Source organism: Desulfobulbaceae bacterium DB1 (genome assembly GCA_001914235.1).
Taxonomy (GTDB): domain Bacteria; phylum Desulfobacterota; class Desulfobulbia; order Desulfobulbales; family SURF-16; genus DB1.
Map to the genome: position 1 here is coordinate 39,313 of MQUF01000015.1, position 18,746 is coordinate 58,058.

Sequence of the window (18,746 nt, forward strand, 5' to 3'; positions counted from 1 at the left end):
AGGAGGATACACGCATATGGCAGTTCGAATTCGACTCACCAGGATGGGCAGAAAGAAAAAACCTTTCTATCGTATTGTGGTTGCAAACTCAGAGGCAAAACGCGATGGAAAGTTTCTTGAGGTCGTGGGTACCTATGATCCGATGCAGGAGCCCGCGGCAATCACCATCCACAAGGAAAAGCTGCAGAGCTGGCTGGATCAGGGCGCTCAGCCGTCTGAAACCGTGAAGAATCTGTTGAAAAAAGCTGCTTCCGCGTAATTGTCGGGACTTGATTCAGGTTTCAATCCATGAAAGAACTTGTCGGCTTTGTCGCCACCTCGCTTGTTGATCACCCGGATGCCATCGAGATTAATGAATCGGTGCAGGATGATCTCATCGTAGTTGAACTCCGGGTTGCCAAGGATGACCTGGGCAAAATCATCGGCAAGCAGGGACGAACGGCCAGGGCGATCAGGGGAATCTTGACTGCTGCGGCAGGAAAGCTCGAGAAACGGGCCAGATTGGAAATCATTGAATAGCGTCCCTGGGGAAGCGTGTTGAGCGGGGAAAAAACAGAGGCATCATTCGATCCATTGGTGCTGGTGGGGGAAATTGTCAAACCCCACGGCATCAAAGGAGAAGTAAAGGTATTTTGCTATTCCGGCCAACCTGGGAACTTCAGCTCCTGCAAGCGGATTTTGCTGGAGACGGATGATTCTGCGGAAAAGACCTCCTATGGTCTGGGTAAAATCCGGAGTCAGGGACAATTTGCCGTCATGGCGCTGACCGGCATCAGCAGTCGGGATGGGGCCGAAGCATTGACGGGCTGCAAAGTCTGGGTGACCCGAGACGAATTGCCTGATCTTGAGGATGATGAATTTTACTGGCAGGATCTGCAGGGCATGGAAGTCATCACGCTGCAGGGTCAATCACTGGGCCGGGTAGCGAATCTTCTGGCCACCGGGGCGCATGATATCCTGGTAATTGCCGACCGCGGTAAAGAATATATGATTCCGGCGGTGGACCCGTTTTTGGTGGAGATTGATCATGAGCGGCATCGCATTGTTGTTGACGCCCCTGATGGTCTGCTGGAAATCAATGACTGATGCTGTTTCATGTGTTGACGATTTTTCCGGAATTGCTTTCCTCCCCGCTTGAGGAGGGAATAATCCGCCGTGCCCGCAAGGACGGAAAAATTGAGATAATGATCACCGATATCCGCGAATTTGCGCTGGATAAGCACACCATGACCGATGACCGTCCCTTTGGCGGCGGGGAAGGGATGGTGATGAAGCCTGAGCCCCTGGCTGCTGCGATCCGGCAGGCAAGGGACGGTCAGGCCGAGAGCCATGTCGTTCTCCTGTCGCCCCAGGGCAGACGGTATGACCAGAATATAGCCGCCGATCTTGCCGGGAAAAAAAATATTATTCTGGTCTGTGGCCGTTACGAGGGCGTGGACGAACGAATCCGCGCCAATTTTGTCGATGAAGAGCTTTCCATCGGTGATTATATCCTCACCGGCGGAGAACTGGCGGCCATGGTCATCATTGATTCGGTAACCAGGCTGCTGCCCGGAGTGCTTGGCTGTGCCGGGTCCGCCGAATGCGACACCTTCAGCCGGGGCGGACTGAAATACCCCCAGTATACGCGGCCGCGGGATTTCGAGGGGCATGAGGTGCCGGATATCCTTTTGTCCGGTGATCACGAAAAAATCGCCCAGTGGCGTTTTGCTGCAGCTGTTAAAACCACCATGGAGAAGAGGCCGGATCTGCTGGACGCCATGTCTTTTTCCAAAAAGGAATTGAAACTTCTGCAAAAATATGGGGTCTGTCTGGATACATCGTGCCGGAAATAGAACAGGAGCCGCAGGGCGTTGCCGGTCGCGTCGACGTGGCGTTGATTCATTATCCGGTATACAATAAAAACCAGGAGATTATAGGCTCGGCAGTCACCAATCTCGATATCCATGATATCGCCAGGGCCTCCAGAACATTCGGGGTGAGTTCGTTTTATATTGTCACCCCTTACCGGGACCAGCAGAAGCTGGTCGGCGAAATCGTCGGCCACTGGCAGGACGGTTACGGCGCAACCTATAACCGTGATCGCAAGGAGGCCATGGCCTCAGTCCGGATCATTGATGATTTGCAAAGCCTTTACGGGCTGATTGCCGATGAGGGCCGTCGTCCGCTGGTGGTCGCAACCAGTGCCAGAACCCACGACAGGACCGTGTCCTATCGCGACATGCGGAGTCGGATTTTTCAGGGCGCGCATGTGCTGCTGCTGTTTGGTACCGCCTGGGGGCTGGCGCAGGAGGCCTTGACCCGGGTGGATGCCATGCTGCCGCCCATCAGCGGCTATGAGAATTACCGGCATCTTTCGGTTCGATCGGCGGTGTCGATCGTCCTTGACAGGTTGCTGGGAAGAGATGAGTAAGAGACGCGGCTGAAGACCGCCAAGAAGAAAAGAAGTATGCAGCATGAACAACCTATAACCGGAGAAGAGTGACAGCGAAAACAAGGTGATTGATTTCGTGGCATTTTCCAGGTAAAAGATACAATATCAAAGTAAATATACCAAACAGAGAGCGTGCATTATGAACATGTTAGAGCTGATTGAAAAAGAAAATATGCGTTATGATATTCCGAAATTCCGTACCGGCGACACCATCAGTGTCCACATTCGGATTATCGAAGGAGCCAAGGAAAGGGTTCAGATCTTCAAGGGCGTCGTTATTGGTCGCAAGGGCGGCACCATGGGTGCCAATTTCACCGTTCGCAAGATTTCCCATGGCGTCGGCGTGGAAAAAACCTTTGCCCTCCATTCTCCCCGCATCGACAAAATCGAGCTCAACACCCAGGGCCGGGTTCGTCGTTCCAAGCTGTACTATCTGCGCAATCTGCGCGGCAAGGCGGCTCGTATCCGGGAGAAAGGCATCAACTAACATCGCAATTTTCAGCCGGTCGAAAATGGACACCTTTTTTCATGAACGTCATTTGATGAAAAAAGGTGTTCGTTTTGTTGCCGGAGTCGATGAAGCAGGCAGAGGCCCCCTGGCCGGCCCGGTTGTCGCGGCTGCGGTGATATTGCCGGCTGAATGTGAATACTCCCTTTTTCAGGACTCAAAAACATTGAGTGAAAAAAAAAGGGAACATCTCTTTGCGATGCTGACCGAAATGGCGGTGCCGATCGGAGTCGGGGTCGCAACCCATGCTGAAATCGATGCCGTCAATATCCTGCAGGCCTCTCTGCTGGCCATGAAAAGGGCGGTCCTTGACCTGACGGTCCTGCCTGGATTTCTTCTTGTCGACGGGAAATTTCCCGTCCCTCTCCACATCGAGCAAGAGGCGCTTGTCAAGGGAGAGTCGAAAAGCGCTTCCATCGCCGCTGCCTCCATTGTCGCCAAGGTCACCCGTGACCGGATCATGATGGACTATCATCGCACATACCCCCAGTATAATTTTCAAAAACACAAAGGTTATCCCACCAGGGAGCATAAAGATCTTTTGCGCCAGGCGGGTCCCTGCGAAATTCATCGCATGACCTTCAGCGGTGTTCGCGGACTGCCGTTTTCCGGCAGTCAGTGTCGAGAATGACCTTTCAGCGCCAGTCATTGGGGAAAAAGGGTGAGGAGATTGCTCGAAAGTTTCTTCGTCGGCAGGGATACACCATTATTGAACACAATTTCCGTACCCGGAACGGGGAAATAGATATCATTGCCCGGGAAGGCGCCACCCTGGTTTTTGTCGAGGTGAAAACCCGTTCCGATGCTCGGTTCGGCTCGCCGTTTGAGGCGGTTACCACCCGGAAATGCAAAACCATATCGCGCGTCGCCCTTGAATATCTCCTGGCCCACGGCGGACTTGACCAGCCCTGCCGGTTTGATGTTGTATCGGTCCGGCCCGGGGAAAATCCCGAGGTTGAGATCGTCCGCAATGCCTTTGAAATAACCTGACGAAAAGATATGACAAATTTAAAACCGCTTGTCATGACCATGGGCTGCCCGGTCGGTATCGGACCGGAGTTGATTTTGAAATTTTTTGCCGGTGCCGCTTCCCGGGCAGCCACGGCGCCGGTTGTGGTCATCGGCGATCCGAGCGTGCTCGCCTGGTGCAGTCGTGTGTTGTCCATTCCCGCCCGGATTGTTCCCTGGCAACCGGGCGAGCCGGTTCACCCCGGGGTCATTGCCGTCCATGCGCCCACGGCCTCACCTTTTCTCGATCCGCAATCCCTGGTTTGGGGGCGTCCCGACATTCTGACCGGCAAGGCCATGGCGTGCTGGATAGAGACGGCCGTTGCCCTGGCCCTCGAAGGTCAGGTGCGCGGAGTGGTGACCTGTCCGATCACCAAAAAGGCATTGTGTGAGGCGGGATATCATTTTCCCGGACATACCGAGATGCTTGCCTCCCTCTGCCGGTCCGGGAATTATGCCATGATGATGGCCGGGGACAGGCTGAAGGTGACCCTGGTTACCATTCATGTGCCCCTTGCCCGGGTGCCTTCGGCATTAACCAGTGACAAGGTGGTGGAGCTGATTGTCATGACCGGCCGTTCGTTGCGGGATGATTTCGCTGTGCCGTCGCCCCGGCTGGCGGTGGCGGCTTTGAACCCTCACGCCGGAGAAAGCGGTTTGTTCGGCGATGAAGAAGAGCGGATTATCGGCCCGGCAATACGCCGGGCGGCGGAAGAAGGGTGGTTGGTGAGCGGCCCCTACCCGCCGGACACGGTTTTTCATAAGGCGGCCGGGGGGGCTTTTGACGCCGTGGTCTGCATGTATCATGATCAGGGGCTGATTCCCTTCAAGCTGCTCCATTTTGCCGACGGCGTCAATGTCACCATCGGTCTTCCCATTGTCAGGACATCGGTTGATCACGGGACGGCGTATGATATAGCCGGTCAGGGCAAGGCCGATCCGTCCAGCCTGATCGCCGCGGTGGCCATGGCGGGAAAAATAGCGGCCAACCGGGAAATAAATCCATGAGCAAAGGCATTGGACTCTGCGGCAGCCATCGAACCGGCAAGACGACCTTGGCCGGGATACTTCGTGCAAAGGCCGGCATCGATTTTATCCGGACAACCACCAGTGAGGTTTTTTTCGAGAACGGCCTGGATCCCGCAAGTTCCATGGACTTCGCCACCCGCATCTGGATCCAGCTCAAGGTGGTGGCTGCGGCGGAGGCAGCCTGGCAACAGGCAACGGGTCCTTTTGTCAGCGACAGAACGCCCATTGACATGATGGCCTACACCCTTGCGGATATTCAGGGGAAAACCGGAGCTGATTATCTTCAGCTCGAGGCGTATCTGGATCATTGTTATGCGATCACCAACAGATTTTTCAGTCGTCTCATCGTGGTGCAGCCGGCGATTCCCCTGGTGCACGAAGAGGGAAAGGCCGCTTTGAACAGAGGCTATATGGAGCATCTGAACATGCTTGTCATGGGCCTCTGCTGCGATGCGAGGTTGCACTGCCCGGTTTTGTTCATGCCGCGGGACATCATTGATCTTGATGCCCGGCTTGCCTTTGTGCTCGACGCCGGTAAGGTCTCAGCGCCATAGCGCGGGGGCTGATTTCGAAAAAAGTCTTTGAAGCGTCCTTTTCGCCATGTGGGACATGTGATCGCTGCTTTGTTGACATAAAGGCTGGAATTCCCTGCCGGTGGATGGTAGAATTATTTTTTTGATTTTTTTTATTACCTTTTCCCTTTTCCTGAAAAAAATGCTGAAACAAATTTCCGGCCTTATTTCCGCTTGTAAAGAATATACCCTGTCCACCGGCATGGTATGTCTTGCTGTTTTTTTCTTTCTGGCAAACAGTTCCTGTTCCGGCGGCAGCCGTCCCGCCGTTGCCGGCGAAGATTTGCCCGCGGCCCATGACGGGGTTGCCGCGGAAATCGAGGCCGGAGTTGAGGCCGAGCCCGCGGATACGGCCTGTTCCTATTTCTATTTTTTATGGGGATCGGCGGCGGAAGAGGAAGAGAAATATGATGAGGCGCTGGAGGCCTATGAAAAGGCGCTGGTTTGTGATCCCAATACCGACTATGTCCGTCGTAAGCTTGCGATTCTGCTCATCAACATGGACAAAAAGGAACAGGCCATCGTCATGCTGGAGAAGATGATAGCCGCCGACCCGCGGAACATGGAAACCCGTGTTCTGCTCGCCAATGTTTTCAGCTCGCTTGAGCGGGTTGCGGAGGCGAAGAAGGTTTATGAGGAGATTTTGCGGCTCCATCCCGACGATACCCATGCCCTGCTGATGATGGGCGCCCTTCATGCTCGTGACCGGGACTACGGCAAGGCGCAGGAGATGTTGGAAAAACTGGTGAAGGTGGACGACCGGTCCTATTCCGGTTACAGCTACCTGGCGAAACTGTATCGCGAGCTGCGTTACTTCGATAAGGCCATGGCGGCCTATGACAAGGCCCTTTCCCTCAACTGGTCGTCCATGCTCGCTTTGGAAGCGGTGGAGCTCTACGAATACCGGCAGCGCTATGATGAGGCTGCGGCCATTTATCGGCGTCTGCTGGAAGAGGATGAGACCAATACCAAGATACGCGGTCGTCTCGCCCGCATCTATCTGGAACAGGGCAAGGTGGATGAGGCGTTGAGTGAACTGGAAGAGCTGCGTGACTACTCCGATGACACGGAAATGATCGATCTGGCCATCGGCCGGGTGCTGCTCGATCAGAAAAAATTTCCCGAGGCCGTCGCCCTGTTTGAAAAAATGCTGAATCAGCCGGAAAATCGGGATGTGGCGCGATCAATGCTGGCGCTGACGTATTATGAGTCCGGGGAAAAGGAAAAGGCCAAAAAAATTCTGCGGGAGGTGCCCGCGTCAAGCAAGGATTACGAAAATTCGATTCTGATGCTTGTGCAGATCCTGCTGGATGAAAACGATAAAACGCGCGCGGCCGAGGTGTTGCGGAACGTCATGGCCGATGAGGAAACCCGGTATCCTTCCTTTTATTATCTTCTCGCCGGCATGATGCGGGAAGAAGGCAAGGTGCAGGAGGGCAGGGATATTTTTGAAGAGGCCCTGCGGATCTTTGCCGAGTATCCCAAAGTCTGGTTTGAATACGGACTTTACCTTGAGCGCATAGGCGCCCAGGACGAGGCCCTGGTCAAGATGCAACAGGTTCTGGTTCTTGACCCTGATGATGCTTATGCCCTTAATTATGTCGGTTACACGTGGGCGGATCGGGGAATCAATCTTGAAAAGGCCTTGGAATATGTCAAAAAGGCGGTGGCGTTGAAACCTGAAGATGGTTTTATCCGTGATTCCCTGGGCTGGGTCTATTACAAGATGGGCGCCTTTGACGATGCCGTCAGGGAGCTTGAAGCGGCGGTCACCATGCAGCCGGACGACCCGACCATGTTGGAGCATCTTGGCGACGCCTATCAGAAGGCCGGTCAATTGGACAAGGCTGTCGGCGCCTATGAAAAGGCCTTGAGCCTCTACAAGGATGACATGAAAAAGGCGCATGCCCTTGCCGAGATTCAGGTTCTGAAAGGCCGGATCAAGGATAAGAAGTAGTATGGGAAAACCATCCCTCCCGATCGCCGCTTTCCTGTTCTGTCTTTTGCTGCTGACAATGGCGGGATGTGCCCGTTTACCTGCGACAGTGAGTATTCCGGCCAAGGAAAAGGTGGAGGTCATTGCCGCATTCCAGGATATGGTCGCCCGGCAGATGGATTGTCCCTGTTGCATTGATGCCGAGGCAACCGTTTCTTTTTCTTCTATCTGGCAGAAAGGGTCGCTGAACGGATTTCTCCAGGCCATGACCCCTTCCTATCTGAAGTTTGTCGGTATAAATCCTTTTGGTCAGCCGTTGGCGATATTTGTCACCGATGGTGAATTTTTCCGCTATGTGGCGGTGCCGGCGACCAAGGAGTATTCCGGCAGTGTGGCGGGAACCACCTACGCCAGGTACGCGCCGGCGGGATTTTTGCCTGAGCACGGATTTTACTGGCTCATCGGCCGCCTTTATCCGGGCGAGATGAAAATTCTTGATGTGAGCCATGACGAAGAGGGAAACGGCTACTGGTTCACCCTCAATTACGGCAACGGAACAACCAGCCTGGTGCTTTTTGCCGCGCGACAGGGGGTTCTGCGCCGCCATATTGTTCTGGATGAAAACGGAAAACGTATTTTTAATGTTCTTTATGACGATTATTCGCCGGGCGCTTGCCCCATGCCCGGCAAAGTCACGGTAACGTCTTTAGTGCACAACAGCAACATGGAGCTGCGCCTGAGCGGCTGGCTGCCTGATGCATCCTTTACCGGGGAGGACTTCCAGTATGAAGCACCCCCGTCTTTTGAAAGAGTTGTTGTCGAGTGAAATCCGATCATTTTCTGCCGTTCGTCCGAAAGCCCGGGCGATACAGCGGCAACGAGTTCAATGTCATCCGAAAAGAGTGGGAAAACGCGGTCCTGCGTATTGTCCTGTCGTTTCCCGATCTCTATGAAATCGGCATGTCCCACCAGGGGCTGCAGATCCTTTATCATCTGGTCAACAGCCGGGACGATTTGCTGGCCGAACGGGTCTATGCGCCGGATACCGATCTGGAGGCGCTGCTGCGTGAAAGCGGTGAACCGCTTTTTTCCCTGGAATCGCGGCGTCCGGTGGCTGATTTTGATATGCTGGGGATCACCCTGCCGTATGAGCTCTGCTATACCAATATTCTGACCATCCTTGACCGCAGCGGGCTGCCGTTGCTCGCCCGGCAGCGGGATGAGTCGCATCCCCTTGTCTTCGGCGGTGGTCCCTGCGCCTTCCATGCCGAGCCGGTGGCTGATTTTTTTGATGCCATTCTCCTGGGCGACGGAGAAGAAGCGATTCTCGAGATAGCCGACTGCCTGGCCCTGGCCAAAAAGCAAGGCTGGTCCCGCCCGCGGCTGCTGGCGCAATTGACGGAGATCCCCGGGGTCTACGTGCCCTCTCTTTTTCAGCCGCATTATGCTGAAAACGGCGATTTTGCCGGCATGACCCCTTTGCTGCAAGGGTATGAACGGGTGAAAAGACGGATTCTGCCGGACCTGGAAAGTTCAGGGTTTCATCCGCCCCTGGTGCCGCTTTTCAAGATTGTCCACGATCGATTGGGGATCGAGGTGGCGCGTGGGTGTACCCGCGGCTGTCGCTTCTGCCAGGCAGGTATTATTTACCGGCCGGTACGGGAGCGGAGCCGGGAAAACATCATGGCCCTTGCCCGGCAGGGCATCAAGTGTACCGGTTTTGAGGAACTGGCCCTTTTGTCGCTCAGCACCGGTGACTACTCCTGCATTGCCCCGCTGCTGGTCGAGCTGATGGACACCTTTGTGCCCAATAAGATTTCCGTTTCCATGCCGTCCATGCGAGTCGGCACCCTGACCCCGGAAATCATGGAGCAGATCAAGCGGGTGCGCAAAACCGGCTTTACCGTTGCGCCGGAAGCCGGGACGGAAAGGCTGCGCCGGGTCATCAACAAGGGCATTACCGAAGAGGATCTGCTGGCTACCTGTAAAGCGTCTTTTGAACTGGGCTGGAAGCTGATCAAGTTTTATTTCATGTTCGGGCTGCCCACCGAAACCGAGGAAGACCGCTTGGCCATCATCGACCTTGCCCGGCGGGCCCTGGCCCAGAGCCGCGGCAGATCAACGAACATCACGGTCAGTGTTTCAACCTTTGTTCCCAAGCCCCATACCCCGTTTCAGTGGGAGGAGCAGATCAGTATCGAGCAGGGGTTTTCTCATATCGATACCCTGCGCAAGAATATGCGTGATCGGCGAATCCAGTTGCGCTGGGGTGACCCGCGTCAGAGTTTTCTTGAAGGGGTCATGTCCCGCGGCGACCGGAGGCTTTCGGCGGTCATCATCGAAGCATGGAAGCGCGGGGCCAGGTTTGATGCCTGGTCCGACCACATGAGGCTCGATACCTGGCAAGAGGCGGCCGCGGAGATCGGCATTGATTTGAGCCGATACCTCAGGCGCCGGCTGCTCACCGAGCCGCTGCCCTGGGATCATCTCGATGTGGGGCTGGATCGCGGATTTTTCCGGGAGGAACTTGAAAAAGGGCTGGCCGAGGGATATACCCCGGATTGCCGTTATCATGGCTGCCAGAAATGCGGCCTTTGTGACTTCAAGAGCATCAAGCCCATTGTCTGCTGCAAGCTGACAAAAAACGAAATGAAAGCCGCACCGCCTGTGCCGCCGAGTCCGCTTGAAAATCCGCCCCGATTCATTTACCGCATCGATTATCAGCGCATTGACCGGGCCCGTTTTATCAGCCATCTCGAATTGCTCCAGCTTTTTTTCCGCACCTTTCGCCGGGCGGAGCTGCCGCTTAATTTTTCCCAGGGGTTCAACCCCACCCCCAGGGTTTCTTTCAGTCCCGCCCTGCCCCTCGGCACGGAAAGTCTGGCGGAATATCTTTTTGTCGAACTCCATCAGCCGATGACGGATCTGGACGACCTGCAAAAAGAATTGAACAGGCAGTTGCCGGGTGGTTTGCGCATAACCCGCATCACGGCGTGCCGGGAAAAATCCCTGCCGGACAGGGTCGAGACCCTGTACAGTATTGATATCGCGGGAACGAAAGAGCAGGCGCGGATAGATTCCTTCATGGCGAGCCCGGAATATTTTATTGCCGTGAGCCGGAAGAAGGCAGACAGGAATATTGATGTCCGGCCGCAGATTTCATCCCTGCGGCTGGTTAACGGGGAACGGATCGAACTTGCCATGATCAGTGAAACAGGCAAGGCGGGGCTGAAACCCCTGGAAATCGTCAGATCTGTTTTTTCCCTTACCGACAAGGACGTTCAGACGGCACGCGTGCTGAAGGTCAAGGAAAGAGAAGTTATAAATGGCAACTGATTTGATCATAAACGCGACCTCTTTTGAGATCCGTATCGCCCTGGTCGAGCATGGCAATCTCGTGGAGTTCTATTTGGAGCGGCCCACCGAAAAAGGGATGGTGGGCAATATTTACAAGGGCAAGGTGGTGCGGGTGCTGCCCGGCATGCAGGCCGCTTTTGTCGATATCGGCCTGGAGCGGACCGGCTTTCTCTACGTCGATGATATTCATGTCAGCCGGGCGGATTTTGAAAGGCGTTACCAGAATCCCGACGAAGAGGAATGCTGCTGTCACGAGGCGCCGGAATCACTGAGTAACCGGATCCCCGGGAAAAGCATCGATGACCTGCTGGTGGAAGGCCAGGAGCTCCTGGTGCAGATCTGCAAGGAGCCGATGGGCACCAAGGGCGCGCGACTGACCGGTCACATTACCCTGCCGTGCAGGAATCTGGTTTTCATGCCCATGACCGACCATATCGGTGTTTCCCGGAAAATCGAGGATGATGAAATCCGGGAAAAGCTGCGGCAGGACATCGAAAGGCTGCGACCGGCCAATACCGGCTTCATCGTCAGAACGGTGGCCGAAGGGGCGACCAGCGAAGAGCTTGAGGCGGATATGGAGTTTCTCCTCCACCTGTGGAGTGAGATCCTGGACCGGGCCGGCAAGGCGGCGTGCATGACCCTGGTTTATGAAGACCTCGACATTATCCTGCGGGTGGTGCGGGATATCTTTTCACCCACCATTGACCGGGTGGTGGTGGATGAGATGAAGACCTATCAGCGGGTGGTCAATTTTGTTGAAACCTTTGTCCCTCACCTGCGACCCAAGGTGCACTATTACGACGGCAAGGTGCCGATTTTCGAAACCTATGGCGTCGAAATGGATATCAATCGGGCCCTGGCCCGGAAAATCTGGCTGCGCTGCGGCGGCTACATCATCATCGAGGCCACCGAGGCGCTCACCGTCATTGATGTCAACACCGGTCGTTACGTCGGCAAGACCGATCTGGAGGAAACGATATTCAAAACCAACATGGAGGCGGTGAAGGAAATCGCCTACCAGCTCCGGTTGCGGAATATCGGCGGCATTATTATCATTGATTTCATTGATATGGAAAGCGAGGAGCACCGGGAAGAGGTGTTCCGGGTATTGCATGAGGCGGTTCGCGAGGACAAGAGTCGGATCAATATCCTCAAATTTTCCGAATTCGGCCTCATCCAGCTCACCCGGAAGCGAAACCGGGAAGACCTCACCCGGATCATGTGCGAGCCCTGCCCCTGCTGTAACGGGTCCGGTATGCTCAAGTCGGCCAGAACGCTTTGCTATGAGATTTTCCGCAAGATAACCAGGGACGCGGCCCGAAGCGGCGGCTCCACCGTCACGGTGAACGTTCATCCCAAGGTGGCGGCCATGATGCTGAAAGACGAGGCGATGACCATCAAGAACATTGAGGATGAGATCAAGATGACCCTGGCCATTTTCCCCAATCGGGAACTGCATCCGGAACGATATGAGATCAGTTGGGATTCGGGGAAATAAATCTGGTGGAATCGTGAAAACGTAAAATATGGAACCCGCGCAGCACACGGCGATCGCTGACGATTTCTTGTATTACAGTCAGTGAGCCGGGTGTTCTCCGTGCGGGGGGAACGATGTAATGTGAAAACCGCGTCGGTGCTTCAACCGCCGGTGATCATCATCTGTGCCGCGTCGAAGCAAACATCCTCACGCGGCTTTATTTTCTTGCTGGAATTTCTTCTTGACGCCATGGGGAGTCCCGCCCCATAATAGTGCTGAAAGTTTTGGAAAAAACGCCGGGCCGCATGGGCTGGAAAGTGTTTTTCGCGCAGTGCTTCACGGATGACGGAGGTGCGATGGCCGACAGGAAAAAATTTCGTGCAACAGCCCACGGCCTGGTGTTGACACTGGTCGCTGTTCTGTTCGTGCTCTTTTGGCGCGAAGCTTCCTGCGGCACGGTCGGTGAACAGGACGTTTCACGACCGCCGATCAGTTCCGCTTCTGAAAAAGACTATCCCCCCTTTTGTTTTGTCGATGCCGATGGCGGGGTGAGCGGTTTTTCCGTTGAACTGCTGCGCGCCGCCCTTGGCGCCATGGAGCGGAAGGTGGACTTCCGCACCGGTTCCTGGCCGGAGGTGCGGGGCTGGCTGGAAAAAGGCGAGGTCGCAGCCCTTCCTCTCGTGGGGCGAACCCCGGAACGGGAATTGCTTTTTGATTTCACCTTCCCGTACATGACCCTGCATGGGGCCATTGTCGTGCGGAAAGACACGACCGATATTCATGATCTTCACGATTTACGCGGTCGCCGGGTTGCGGTCATGCAGGGTGACAACGCCGAGGAGTTCATGCGGCGTGAGGAGCGAGGAATCACGCTCCATACAGTCCCGTCGTTTGATATTGCCTTGCGGGAGCTTTCCCAGGGCCGTCATGACGCAGTGGTAATTCAGCGGCTGGTGGCCCTGCGCCTCATTCAGGAAACCGGGCTTGCCGATCTGCGTATCGTCAACAAGCCCATAGAAGACTTCCGTCAGGATTTCTGTTTCGCGGTGCATGAAGGAGACAGGGATACCCTGGCCCTTTTAAACGAGGGGCTGGCCTTGGTCATGGCGGACGGCACCTATCGCAACCTCCACGCCAAGTGGTTTGCCCGCCTGGAGCTGCCCTCCAATCGCCGCCTTGTCATCGGTGGCGATCAAAACTACCCTCCCTTTGAATTTCTTGACGAAAACGGCCGGCCGGCCGGTTACAATGTCGATCTGACCCGAGCAATCGCCCGGGAAACAGGGCTTGACATCGAAATCCGCCTCGGGCCGTGGACGGAAATCCGACAGGCCCTGGCTCGGGCCGAGATCGACGCCGTGCAAGGTATGTTTTATTCATCCGAGCGGGACAAGACATTTGACTTCACCCCGCCGCATATGGTTAATCATTGCGTCAGCGTTGTTCGCACAGGGGCGATTCCGCCCGGCACTGTCGAGGAGCTGGCCGGGAAACGCATTGTCGTTGAACGGGGCGATATCATGCACGATTTCCTCCTGGAACAGGGACTTGGCGGTCAGGTCGCGGCGGCGGACACCCAGGAGGAGGCACTGCGGCAACTGGTCGCGGGCGAACATGACTGCGCCCTGGTTTCCCGGATTACCGCCCGCTACTGGATGACGCAACACGGCTGGGACAATTTGCTTCTCGGTCGGCAGCCGTTTCTTTCCCCCGGCTATTGCTACGCCGTTCCGCACGGACATAAGGCTCTGCTGGCCCAGCTGGCCGAAGGCCTGAAGGTGCTGGATGAAACCGGTGAATACCGGCGCATCTACGAAAAATGGATGGGAATTTACGAGGAGCCGGTCCCCGGTTGGCGCGAAGTTCTTCGCCATGTTGCCATGGCGGCCGTCCCCCTGCTGGTGATCCTGCTTGCGGTTTTTCTCTGGTCGTGGTCATTGCGTCGGCAGGTGGCGCTGAAAACTCAAGAACTGCGGCACAGCACCGAGCTGCAGCGGGCCATGGTCGCCTGTTCGCCCGTGGCCCTCTACAGCGTTGATCCGGAAGGATGTGTCACCTCCTGGAATGCATCGGCGGAAAGGGTTTTCGGCTGGTCGGCTGATGAAATCATGGGCAAACCCCTGCCGATCGTGCCGGCGGAAAAAATGGAAGAGTTCGCCGGTCTGCGCGTTCTTGTCGGCGCGGGAGAGGGCTTTGCCGCCAGGGAAGTCGAGCGGCGGAAAAAGGACGGCAGCCTGTTTATCGGCAGTCTTTCGGCTGCCCCGATTCGTGATGCAAGAGGTATGATCATCGGTATCATGGGGGCCATGGAGGATATTTCCCAGCGCAAGGAAGACGAACGAAAGCTTGCCGAAAGTGAGAAAAGATTCCGGCGCGCCATTGAGGAGGCGCCGTTTCCCATCATGATCCATGCCGATGACGGCGAGATACTGGTTCTCAGTCGGGTCTGGCTGGAGATCACGGGATACGGCGGCGAAGAAATGGCCACCATTGCCGACTGGACTTCCCTGGCTTGCGGAGAAAGGAGCGAAGAAGTCCGGACGACGATTGCCCGGTCGTATTCCCTGACTGATCGTACAGCAGAGGGAGAGTTTGAAGTCATCTGCAAGGACGGCTGCCGACGGATCTGGAGTTTCAGTTCAACGCCGCTGGGGCTGCTTGCCGACGGGCGGCGGGCCGTTATCAGCATGGCTGCGGATATCACCGCCATGAAACAGGCGCAGGAGCGCATCCAGCATTTGAACAATGTGTTGCGCGCGATTCGCGATGTCAATCATTTGATCGTGCACGAACGAAATTCTCAAGCCATGATTCGGGAGTGTTGCTTCCTGCTGGTGAACAACCGCGGTTACTCCTCCGCCCTGATCGTGCTCACCGATGAAAACGAGCAACCCTTCTTCTGGGCCAAGGCCGGCATTGCCGCATTGTCGCCGGAGCTGGACAGCATGCTTGCCCAGGGACAACTTCCCCCCTGTTGCCGGTCTTTCCCGGGGGACAAGAATGTTGTAGTGATGTCCGACCGGCGGAATGAATGCGGGCAATGTCCTGTCGCCGAGGCCAAGAGCGGTGACACGCTCTCACTGTGCACTCGTCTCGTTCATAGAGACGAATCCTTCGGTTATCTGGCGGCCGACCTGGGGCATGACCTGAATGTCGACGAAGAAGAGCTGTCCCTCTTTGGTGAAATAGCCGGAGATCTTGCCTATGCCCTCAAATCACTGCAGATAGACGAGGCCCGGAAAAAGTCCGAAAGCAAAAGTATGGCCTTGGAGAAACAACTGGCCCAAGCCCAGAAGATGGAATCGGTCGGGCGACTGGCCGGGGGTGTGGCCCATGATTACAACAATATGCTCAGCGTCATAATCGGTTACGCGGGGCTTGTTTTGGAAAAAATGGAGGAAAAAGATGTTCTGCGCGCCGATATCAATGAAATTCTCGCGGCGGCAAAACGTTCAGCCGACATCACCCGGCAGTTACTGGCCTTTGCCCGGCAGCAGATCGTTGAGCCCAGAGTGCTTGATCTGAATGAGACCGTGGAAAGCATGCTGAAAATGCTGCACCGCCTTATCGGTGAAGATCTTGAGCTGGTCTGGCATCCAGCCGCGACCCTGTGGCCGGTCAAAATTGACCCGACGCAGATCGATCAGATTATGGCCAATCTCTGCGTCAATGCCCGGGATGCTATCAACGACGTCGGAAAAATCACCATCGAAACGGATACCGTTGTCTTTGACGAATCATACTGTGCTGATCACGCAGGATTCATTCCGGGCGATTTTGTCTTGCTGGCGGTCAGCGATGACGGTTGCGGCATGGACAGAGAAACCATGGAGAAAATTTTTGAGCCGTTTTTTACGACTAAAAAGCTAGGACGCGGCACCGGACTTGGGTTGGCTACCGTTTACGGCATCGTCAAGCAAAACAAGGGATTTATCAACGTCTATAGTGAGCCGGGCAAGGGAACCACGTTTAAAGTTTATCTGCCCAGGGAAGCGGAAGGCCGGGTAACGAAGGATCGTGCCGGGATCGTAGAGGAAATTCCGCAGGGACGTGGTGAAAACGTGCTGGTGGTTGAGGATGAATCCTTGATTCTGAAGCTGGCAGAGAGAATTCTCACGGGCCTCGGCTACCGGGTTTTTCTGGCGGAAACCCCGGCCGCAGCACTGCGGGTGGTCGCGGAGTGCGGTGAAAAAATTTCCCTGCTGATCACCGATGTCGTCATGCCCGGAATGAACGGCCGTGAATTAGCGGAACGGTTGCAGTCCCTGCATCCGGATATTAAGTGCCTCTTCATGTCAGGGTACACCGCCAATGTCATTGCCCATCGGGGGGTTCTGAAAGAGGGGGTTCATTTTATCCAGAAACCTTTTTCCCAAAAAGATATGGCTGTCAAAGTGCGAACTGTGCTGGACATGGAGCCTCATTCGGTATCCTGACGAGTGGAGTGGTTGGAAAATCCCGGCGATGCCGGCAACCACCCCGCTTTCCCAGAAACGCAGTGCGAGAATGTCGTTGGTCTGAAAACCGAGAAATTTCAAGTTACCGATTTCTTGTTTCTCTTCCCGTGAAAGTCCTCATGTCTTATCCCATGTCAGTATCACAAAGGTCGCCAGGGCGGTCAGCAGGCAGATCGAACCTGCGTTGCCCAGTTCGGTGCTTGGCCGCAAACATTCCGCAGATCGCGCAGCGTGCGTCGCTGTCGATACTGTCCGGCGGAGCGGCGTAAACCGGAGGAAAAATATTGACATCCATATCACAAGGTGGTACCAATTGTTGGAAGTATTAGTATCACAATGTGGTATTAGTGTCAAAGGGTTCGGTGAAATTTTAAAAATGACGTAGAGAAACAGATTCATGAAACAAAATGAACTGGTCCGGATTCGCAACAAATTAGCAAAGACACAAAAGCAACTCGCTGCGATTCTTGGTGTTTCCGTTCGAGCAATTCGGAGTTATGAACAGGGGACCCGCACTATTCCCGCCTATGTCGAGCGGCAGCTCTATTTTGTTTTAAGCCAGAAAAATGGAACCCTGACAACGGGAAAGCTCTGTTGGGATGTGAAAAAGTGTCCTCTGGAAAGAAGAAAAAGATGCCCGGCATGGGAGTTCAAATGTGGTGCGCTTTGCTGGTTTATCAACGGAACCGTTTGTGAATGCGCGACCCTGGAAAACTGGGACGACAAAATGGCGGTTTGCCGTAAATGCGAAGTCTTGCAATCGATTCTTAAGGAGCATGATCTTGACCAATGAGCGTTAACCGACCCCCTCATGACGGCATTTTGTGGAGCCGCTTACCAAAAAACATAGGGGGGAAACCATGCAAATGCATAGCGGAAAGTTGGCGCGCGCCATTGCTGTAAGCGCGATGCTTGTCGGCGCCCTGCTTTCCGTCCTCCGCCTTGCGGCAATGGAACCGCAGGCCGTTAAGGAGGAGTGATTTTTTCCGTCGGAAGCGCCGACAGGTGGTCAATCCTTTATTCCCTTGCCTTCACAATCATGGCCTCGCCCAGCTTTTCAGCTATTTTCTGCGCCGCGATGCCCGTGGCGAAAAATCTTCCCAGGCCGACTGAGACCGATGTCGTCTGGACGCCGGAATCGGTGGTGAAATTGCCGAAGGTCGAGTAGGCGTCTCTGCTGCCGTCGGCTGCCTTTGCCTGCAACGGCATGACGTCCGTCACGCCGCTCGTCTGATCCTTACCCCGCACTGCCACCGGGATGACCGCGACACTGGTTGTTTTGAATCCGAGGGTGATCTCCGGCGCTCCCTCGCCGCCCCCGGAGGCTTCCAGTCCAAGAGTCGTCTTGTCGGTAAAAACCAGGGGGAAGGTGCTGCCGCAACCGGCAAGGGTAATCGGTAAAAGGGCGGCGATGAGTGATCGTGTCAGGCTTTTTTTCATTTTGTTTCTCCTTGTTCATTTGTATCGGGCGTTTTTTGGAGAAAACAGACTCCGTCCATATCGTCGAGAAGCACCTTGATGTTGTTTGCCTGTGCTTCATTTTCGATCCAGAACAGGACATGGCAGGATGGCTCGATTGCCGCCATCCGCAGATCGACATAACCCAGGGAAAAAGAACCGTCCACGGCAAAGGCACCGATGCCGTCGAGAGAAAGCATGTAGCCGTCAGCGCCTTGCGGCGCGTCAATGGTAATTACGCCGATTCCGCGGGTGACTTCGGTCTTTCCCGTTTTGTCGTGGACATGGACGACGGCGCAACCCGATGTGGTCCATAGCAGAAACAAGGTCAGGTTGAGATGACAAAATACTTTTTTTCGATTCCAGTTGCGCCCCGGCAAAGTCGTTTCCCCCTTCTCTTTTTCTACTTCATTTTGATGGTATATGGCAAGGGCGGAAAGAGACGGGCAAATGTTTGCGGCCAGGTGCGGCCAAGCTCAGGGGTTTGGCGACGCCGTCGTTGCCCTGGCG

The 18,746-nt window shown here is 55.2% G+C and carries 18 protein-coding genes; 16 read left to right on the top strand and 2 right to left on the bottom strand.

Translation table 11 applies throughout. The features are described from left to right. The first annotated feature begins 16 nt into the window (after nucleotides 1-16). From BM485_13435 to BM485_13510, 16 genes are all read left to right on the top strand, one after another. Nucleotides 17-259 carry a 30S ribosomal protein S16 gene (locus BM485_13435; GenBank protein OKY74454.1) on the top strand — a complete coding sequence of 81 codons (243 nt, stop codon included), beginning with the start codon at nucleotides 17-19 and terminating at the stop codon, nucleotides 257-259. 29 nt (nucleotides 260-288) lie between these two features. After that, a complete protein-coding gene (locus BM485_13440; GenBank protein OKY74455.1) occupies nucleotides 289-519 on the top strand; it encodes an RNA-binding protein in 231 nt (76 codons plus the stop codon). 18 nt (nucleotides 520-537) lie between these two features. Next, on the top strand, nucleotides 538-1,086 hold the full coding sequence (locus BM485_13445; protein ID OKY74456.1) for a 16S rRNA processing protein RimM: 549 nt from the start codon (nucleotides 538-540) through the stop codon (nucleotides 1,084-1,086). Next, on the top strand, nucleotides 1,086-1,835 hold the full coding sequence (locus tag BM485_13450; protein OKY74457.1) for a tRNA (guanosine(37)-N1)-methyltransferase TrmD: 750 nt from the start codon (nucleotides 1,086-1,088) through the stop codon (nucleotides 1,833-1,835). Before BM485_13445 ends, BM485_13450 begins: the two co-directional genes overlap by 1 nt. After that, entirely contained in the window at nucleotides 1,832-2,413 is a 582-nt protein-coding gene (locus tag BM485_13455) for a hypothetical protein (GenBank protein ID OKY74510.1), read from the top strand. The genes BM485_13450 and BM485_13455 overlap by 4 nt, the downstream gene beginning before the upstream one ends. A gap of 160 nt (nucleotides 2,414-2,573) precedes the next feature. Then, nucleotides 2,574-2,921: a 50S ribosomal protein L19 gene (locus BM485_13460; protein ID OKY74458.1), complete on the top strand. Its 348-nt coding sequence runs from the start codon at nucleotides 2,574-2,576 to the stop codon at nucleotides 2,919-2,921. Next, the gene (locus BM485_13465; protein OKY74511.1) at nucleotides 2,866-3,573 is read left to right on the top strand and encodes a ribonuclease HII; all 708 of its coding nucleotides are present in this window, start codon (nucleotides 2,866-2,868) and stop codon (nucleotides 3,571-3,573) included. The genes BM485_13460 and BM485_13465 overlap by 56 nt, the downstream gene beginning before the upstream one ends. After that, complete coding sequence (locus BM485_13470; protein ID OKY74459.1) at nucleotides 3,570-3,932, top strand: YraN family protein; 363 nt, start codon at nucleotides 3,570-3,572, stop codon at nucleotides 3,930-3,932. The genes BM485_13465 and BM485_13470 overlap by 4 nt, the downstream gene beginning before the upstream one ends. 9 nt (nucleotides 3,933-3,941) lie before the next feature. Beyond that, nucleotides 3,942-4,958, top strand: a complete 1,017-nt coding sequence (locus BM485_13475; GenBank protein OKY74460.1) for a 4-hydroxythreonine-4-phosphate dehydrogenase PdxA — start codon at nucleotides 3,942-3,944, stop codon at nucleotides 4,956-4,958. Continuing rightward, nucleotides 4,955-5,533, top strand: a complete 579-nt coding sequence (locus BM485_13480; protein ID OKY74461.1) for an AAA family ATPase — start codon at nucleotides 4,955-4,957, stop codon at nucleotides 5,531-5,533. The genes BM485_13475 and BM485_13480 overlap by 4 nt, the downstream gene beginning before the upstream one ends. A gap of 121 nt (nucleotides 5,534-5,654) precedes the next feature. After that, nucleotides 5,655-7,508 (top strand): hypothetical protein, encoded by a 1,854-nt coding sequence (locus tag BM485_13485; protein ID OKY74462.1) that lies wholly within the window; start codon nucleotides 5,655-5,657, stop codon nucleotides 7,506-7,508. A 1-nt stretch (nucleotide 7,509) separates the two neighbouring features. After that, complete coding sequence (locus BM485_13490; protein ID OKY74463.1) at nucleotides 7,510-8,313, top strand: hypothetical protein; 804 nt, start codon at nucleotides 7,510-7,512, stop codon at nucleotides 8,311-8,313. Continuing rightward, nucleotides 8,310-10,823 (top strand): B12-binding domain-containing radical SAM protein, encoded by a 2,514-nt coding sequence (locus tag BM485_13495; protein ID OKY74464.1) that lies wholly within the window; start codon nucleotides 8,310-8,312, stop codon nucleotides 10,821-10,823. Before BM485_13490 ends, BM485_13495 begins: the two co-directional genes overlap by 4 nt. Beyond that, nucleotides 10,813-12,342 carry a ribonuclease gene (locus tag BM485_13500; GenBank protein OKY74465.1) on the top strand — a complete coding sequence of 510 codons (1,530 nt, stop codon included), beginning with the start codon at nucleotides 10,813-10,815 and terminating at the stop codon, nucleotides 12,340-12,342. Before BM485_13495 ends, BM485_13500 begins: the two co-directional genes overlap by 11 nt. Before the next feature lie 251 nt (nucleotides 12,343-12,593). Continuing rightward, nucleotides 12,594-16,757, top strand: a complete 4,164-nt coding sequence (locus BM485_13505; protein OKY74466.1) for a histidine kinase — start codon at nucleotides 12,594-12,596, stop codon at nucleotides 16,755-16,757. A 418-nt stretch (nucleotides 16,758-17,175) separates the two neighbouring features. Beyond that, nucleotides 17,176-17,571 carry a transcriptional regulator gene (locus BM485_13510; GenBank protein ID OKY74467.1) on the top strand — a complete coding sequence of 132 codons (396 nt, stop codon included), beginning with the start codon at nucleotides 17,176-17,178 and terminating at the stop codon, nucleotides 17,569-17,571. A gap of 224 nt (nucleotides 17,572-17,795) precedes the next feature. On the opposite strand, the gene BM485_13515 is transcribed toward BM485_13510, so the two are convergent. Next, nucleotides 17,796-18,218, bottom strand: coding sequence for a hypothetical protein (locus BM485_13515; GenBank protein OKY74468.1), 423 nt, complete (start codon nucleotides 18,216-18,218; stop codon nucleotides 17,796-17,798). Further along, nucleotides 18,215-18,616, bottom strand: a complete 402-nt coding sequence (locus BM485_13520; GenBank protein ID OKY74469.1) for a hypothetical protein — start codon at nucleotides 18,614-18,616, stop codon at nucleotides 18,215-18,217. Before BM485_13520 ends, BM485_13515 begins: the two co-directional genes overlap by 4 nt. Nucleotides 18,617-18,746: the final 130 nt, after the last annotated feature.

Excerpts from the sequence above, each read along its gene's own strand:
- BM485_13435 (OKY74454.1), top strand. The coding sequence starts at position 17 with ATGGCAGTTCGAATTCGACTCACCAGGATGGGCAGAAAGAAAAAACCT.
- BM485_13440 (OKY74455.1), top strand. The coding sequence starts at position 289 with ATGAAAGAACTTGTCGGCTTTGTCGCCACCTCGCTTGTTGATCACCCG.
- BM485_13450 (OKY74457.1), top strand. The coding sequence starts at position 1,086 with ATGCTGTTTCATGTGTTGACGATTTTTCCGGAATTGCTTTCCTCCCCG.
- BM485_13460 (OKY74458.1), top strand. The coding sequence starts at position 2,574 with ATGAACATGTTAGAGCTGATTGAAAAAGAAAATATGCGTTATGATATT.
- BM485_13470 (OKY74459.1), top strand. The coding sequence starts at position 3,570 with ATGACCTTTCAGCGCCAGTCATTGGGGAAAAAGGGTGAGGAGATTGCT.
- BM485_13475 (OKY74460.1), top strand. The coding sequence starts at position 3,942 with ATGACAAATTTAAAACCGCTTGTCATGACCATGGGCTGCCCGGTCGGT.
- BM485_13480 (OKY74461.1), top strand. The coding sequence starts at position 4,955 with ATGAGCAAAGGCATTGGACTCTGCGGCAGCCATCGAACCGGCAAGACG.
- BM485_13490 (OKY74463.1), top strand. The coding sequence starts at position 7,510 with ATGGGAAAACCATCCCTCCCGATCGCCGCTTTCCTGTTCTGTCTTTTG.
- BM485_13500 (OKY74465.1), top strand. The coding sequence starts at position 10,813 with ATGGCAACTGATTTGATCATAAACGCGACCTCTTTTGAGATCCGTATC.
- BM485_13510 (OKY74467.1), top strand. The coding sequence starts at position 17,176 with ATGAAACAAAATGAACTGGTCCGGATTCGCAACAAATTAGCAAAGACA.
- BM485_13515 (OKY74468.1), bottom strand. The coding sequence starts at position 18,218 with ATGAAAAAAAGCCTGACACGATCACTCATCGCCGCCCTTTTACCGATT.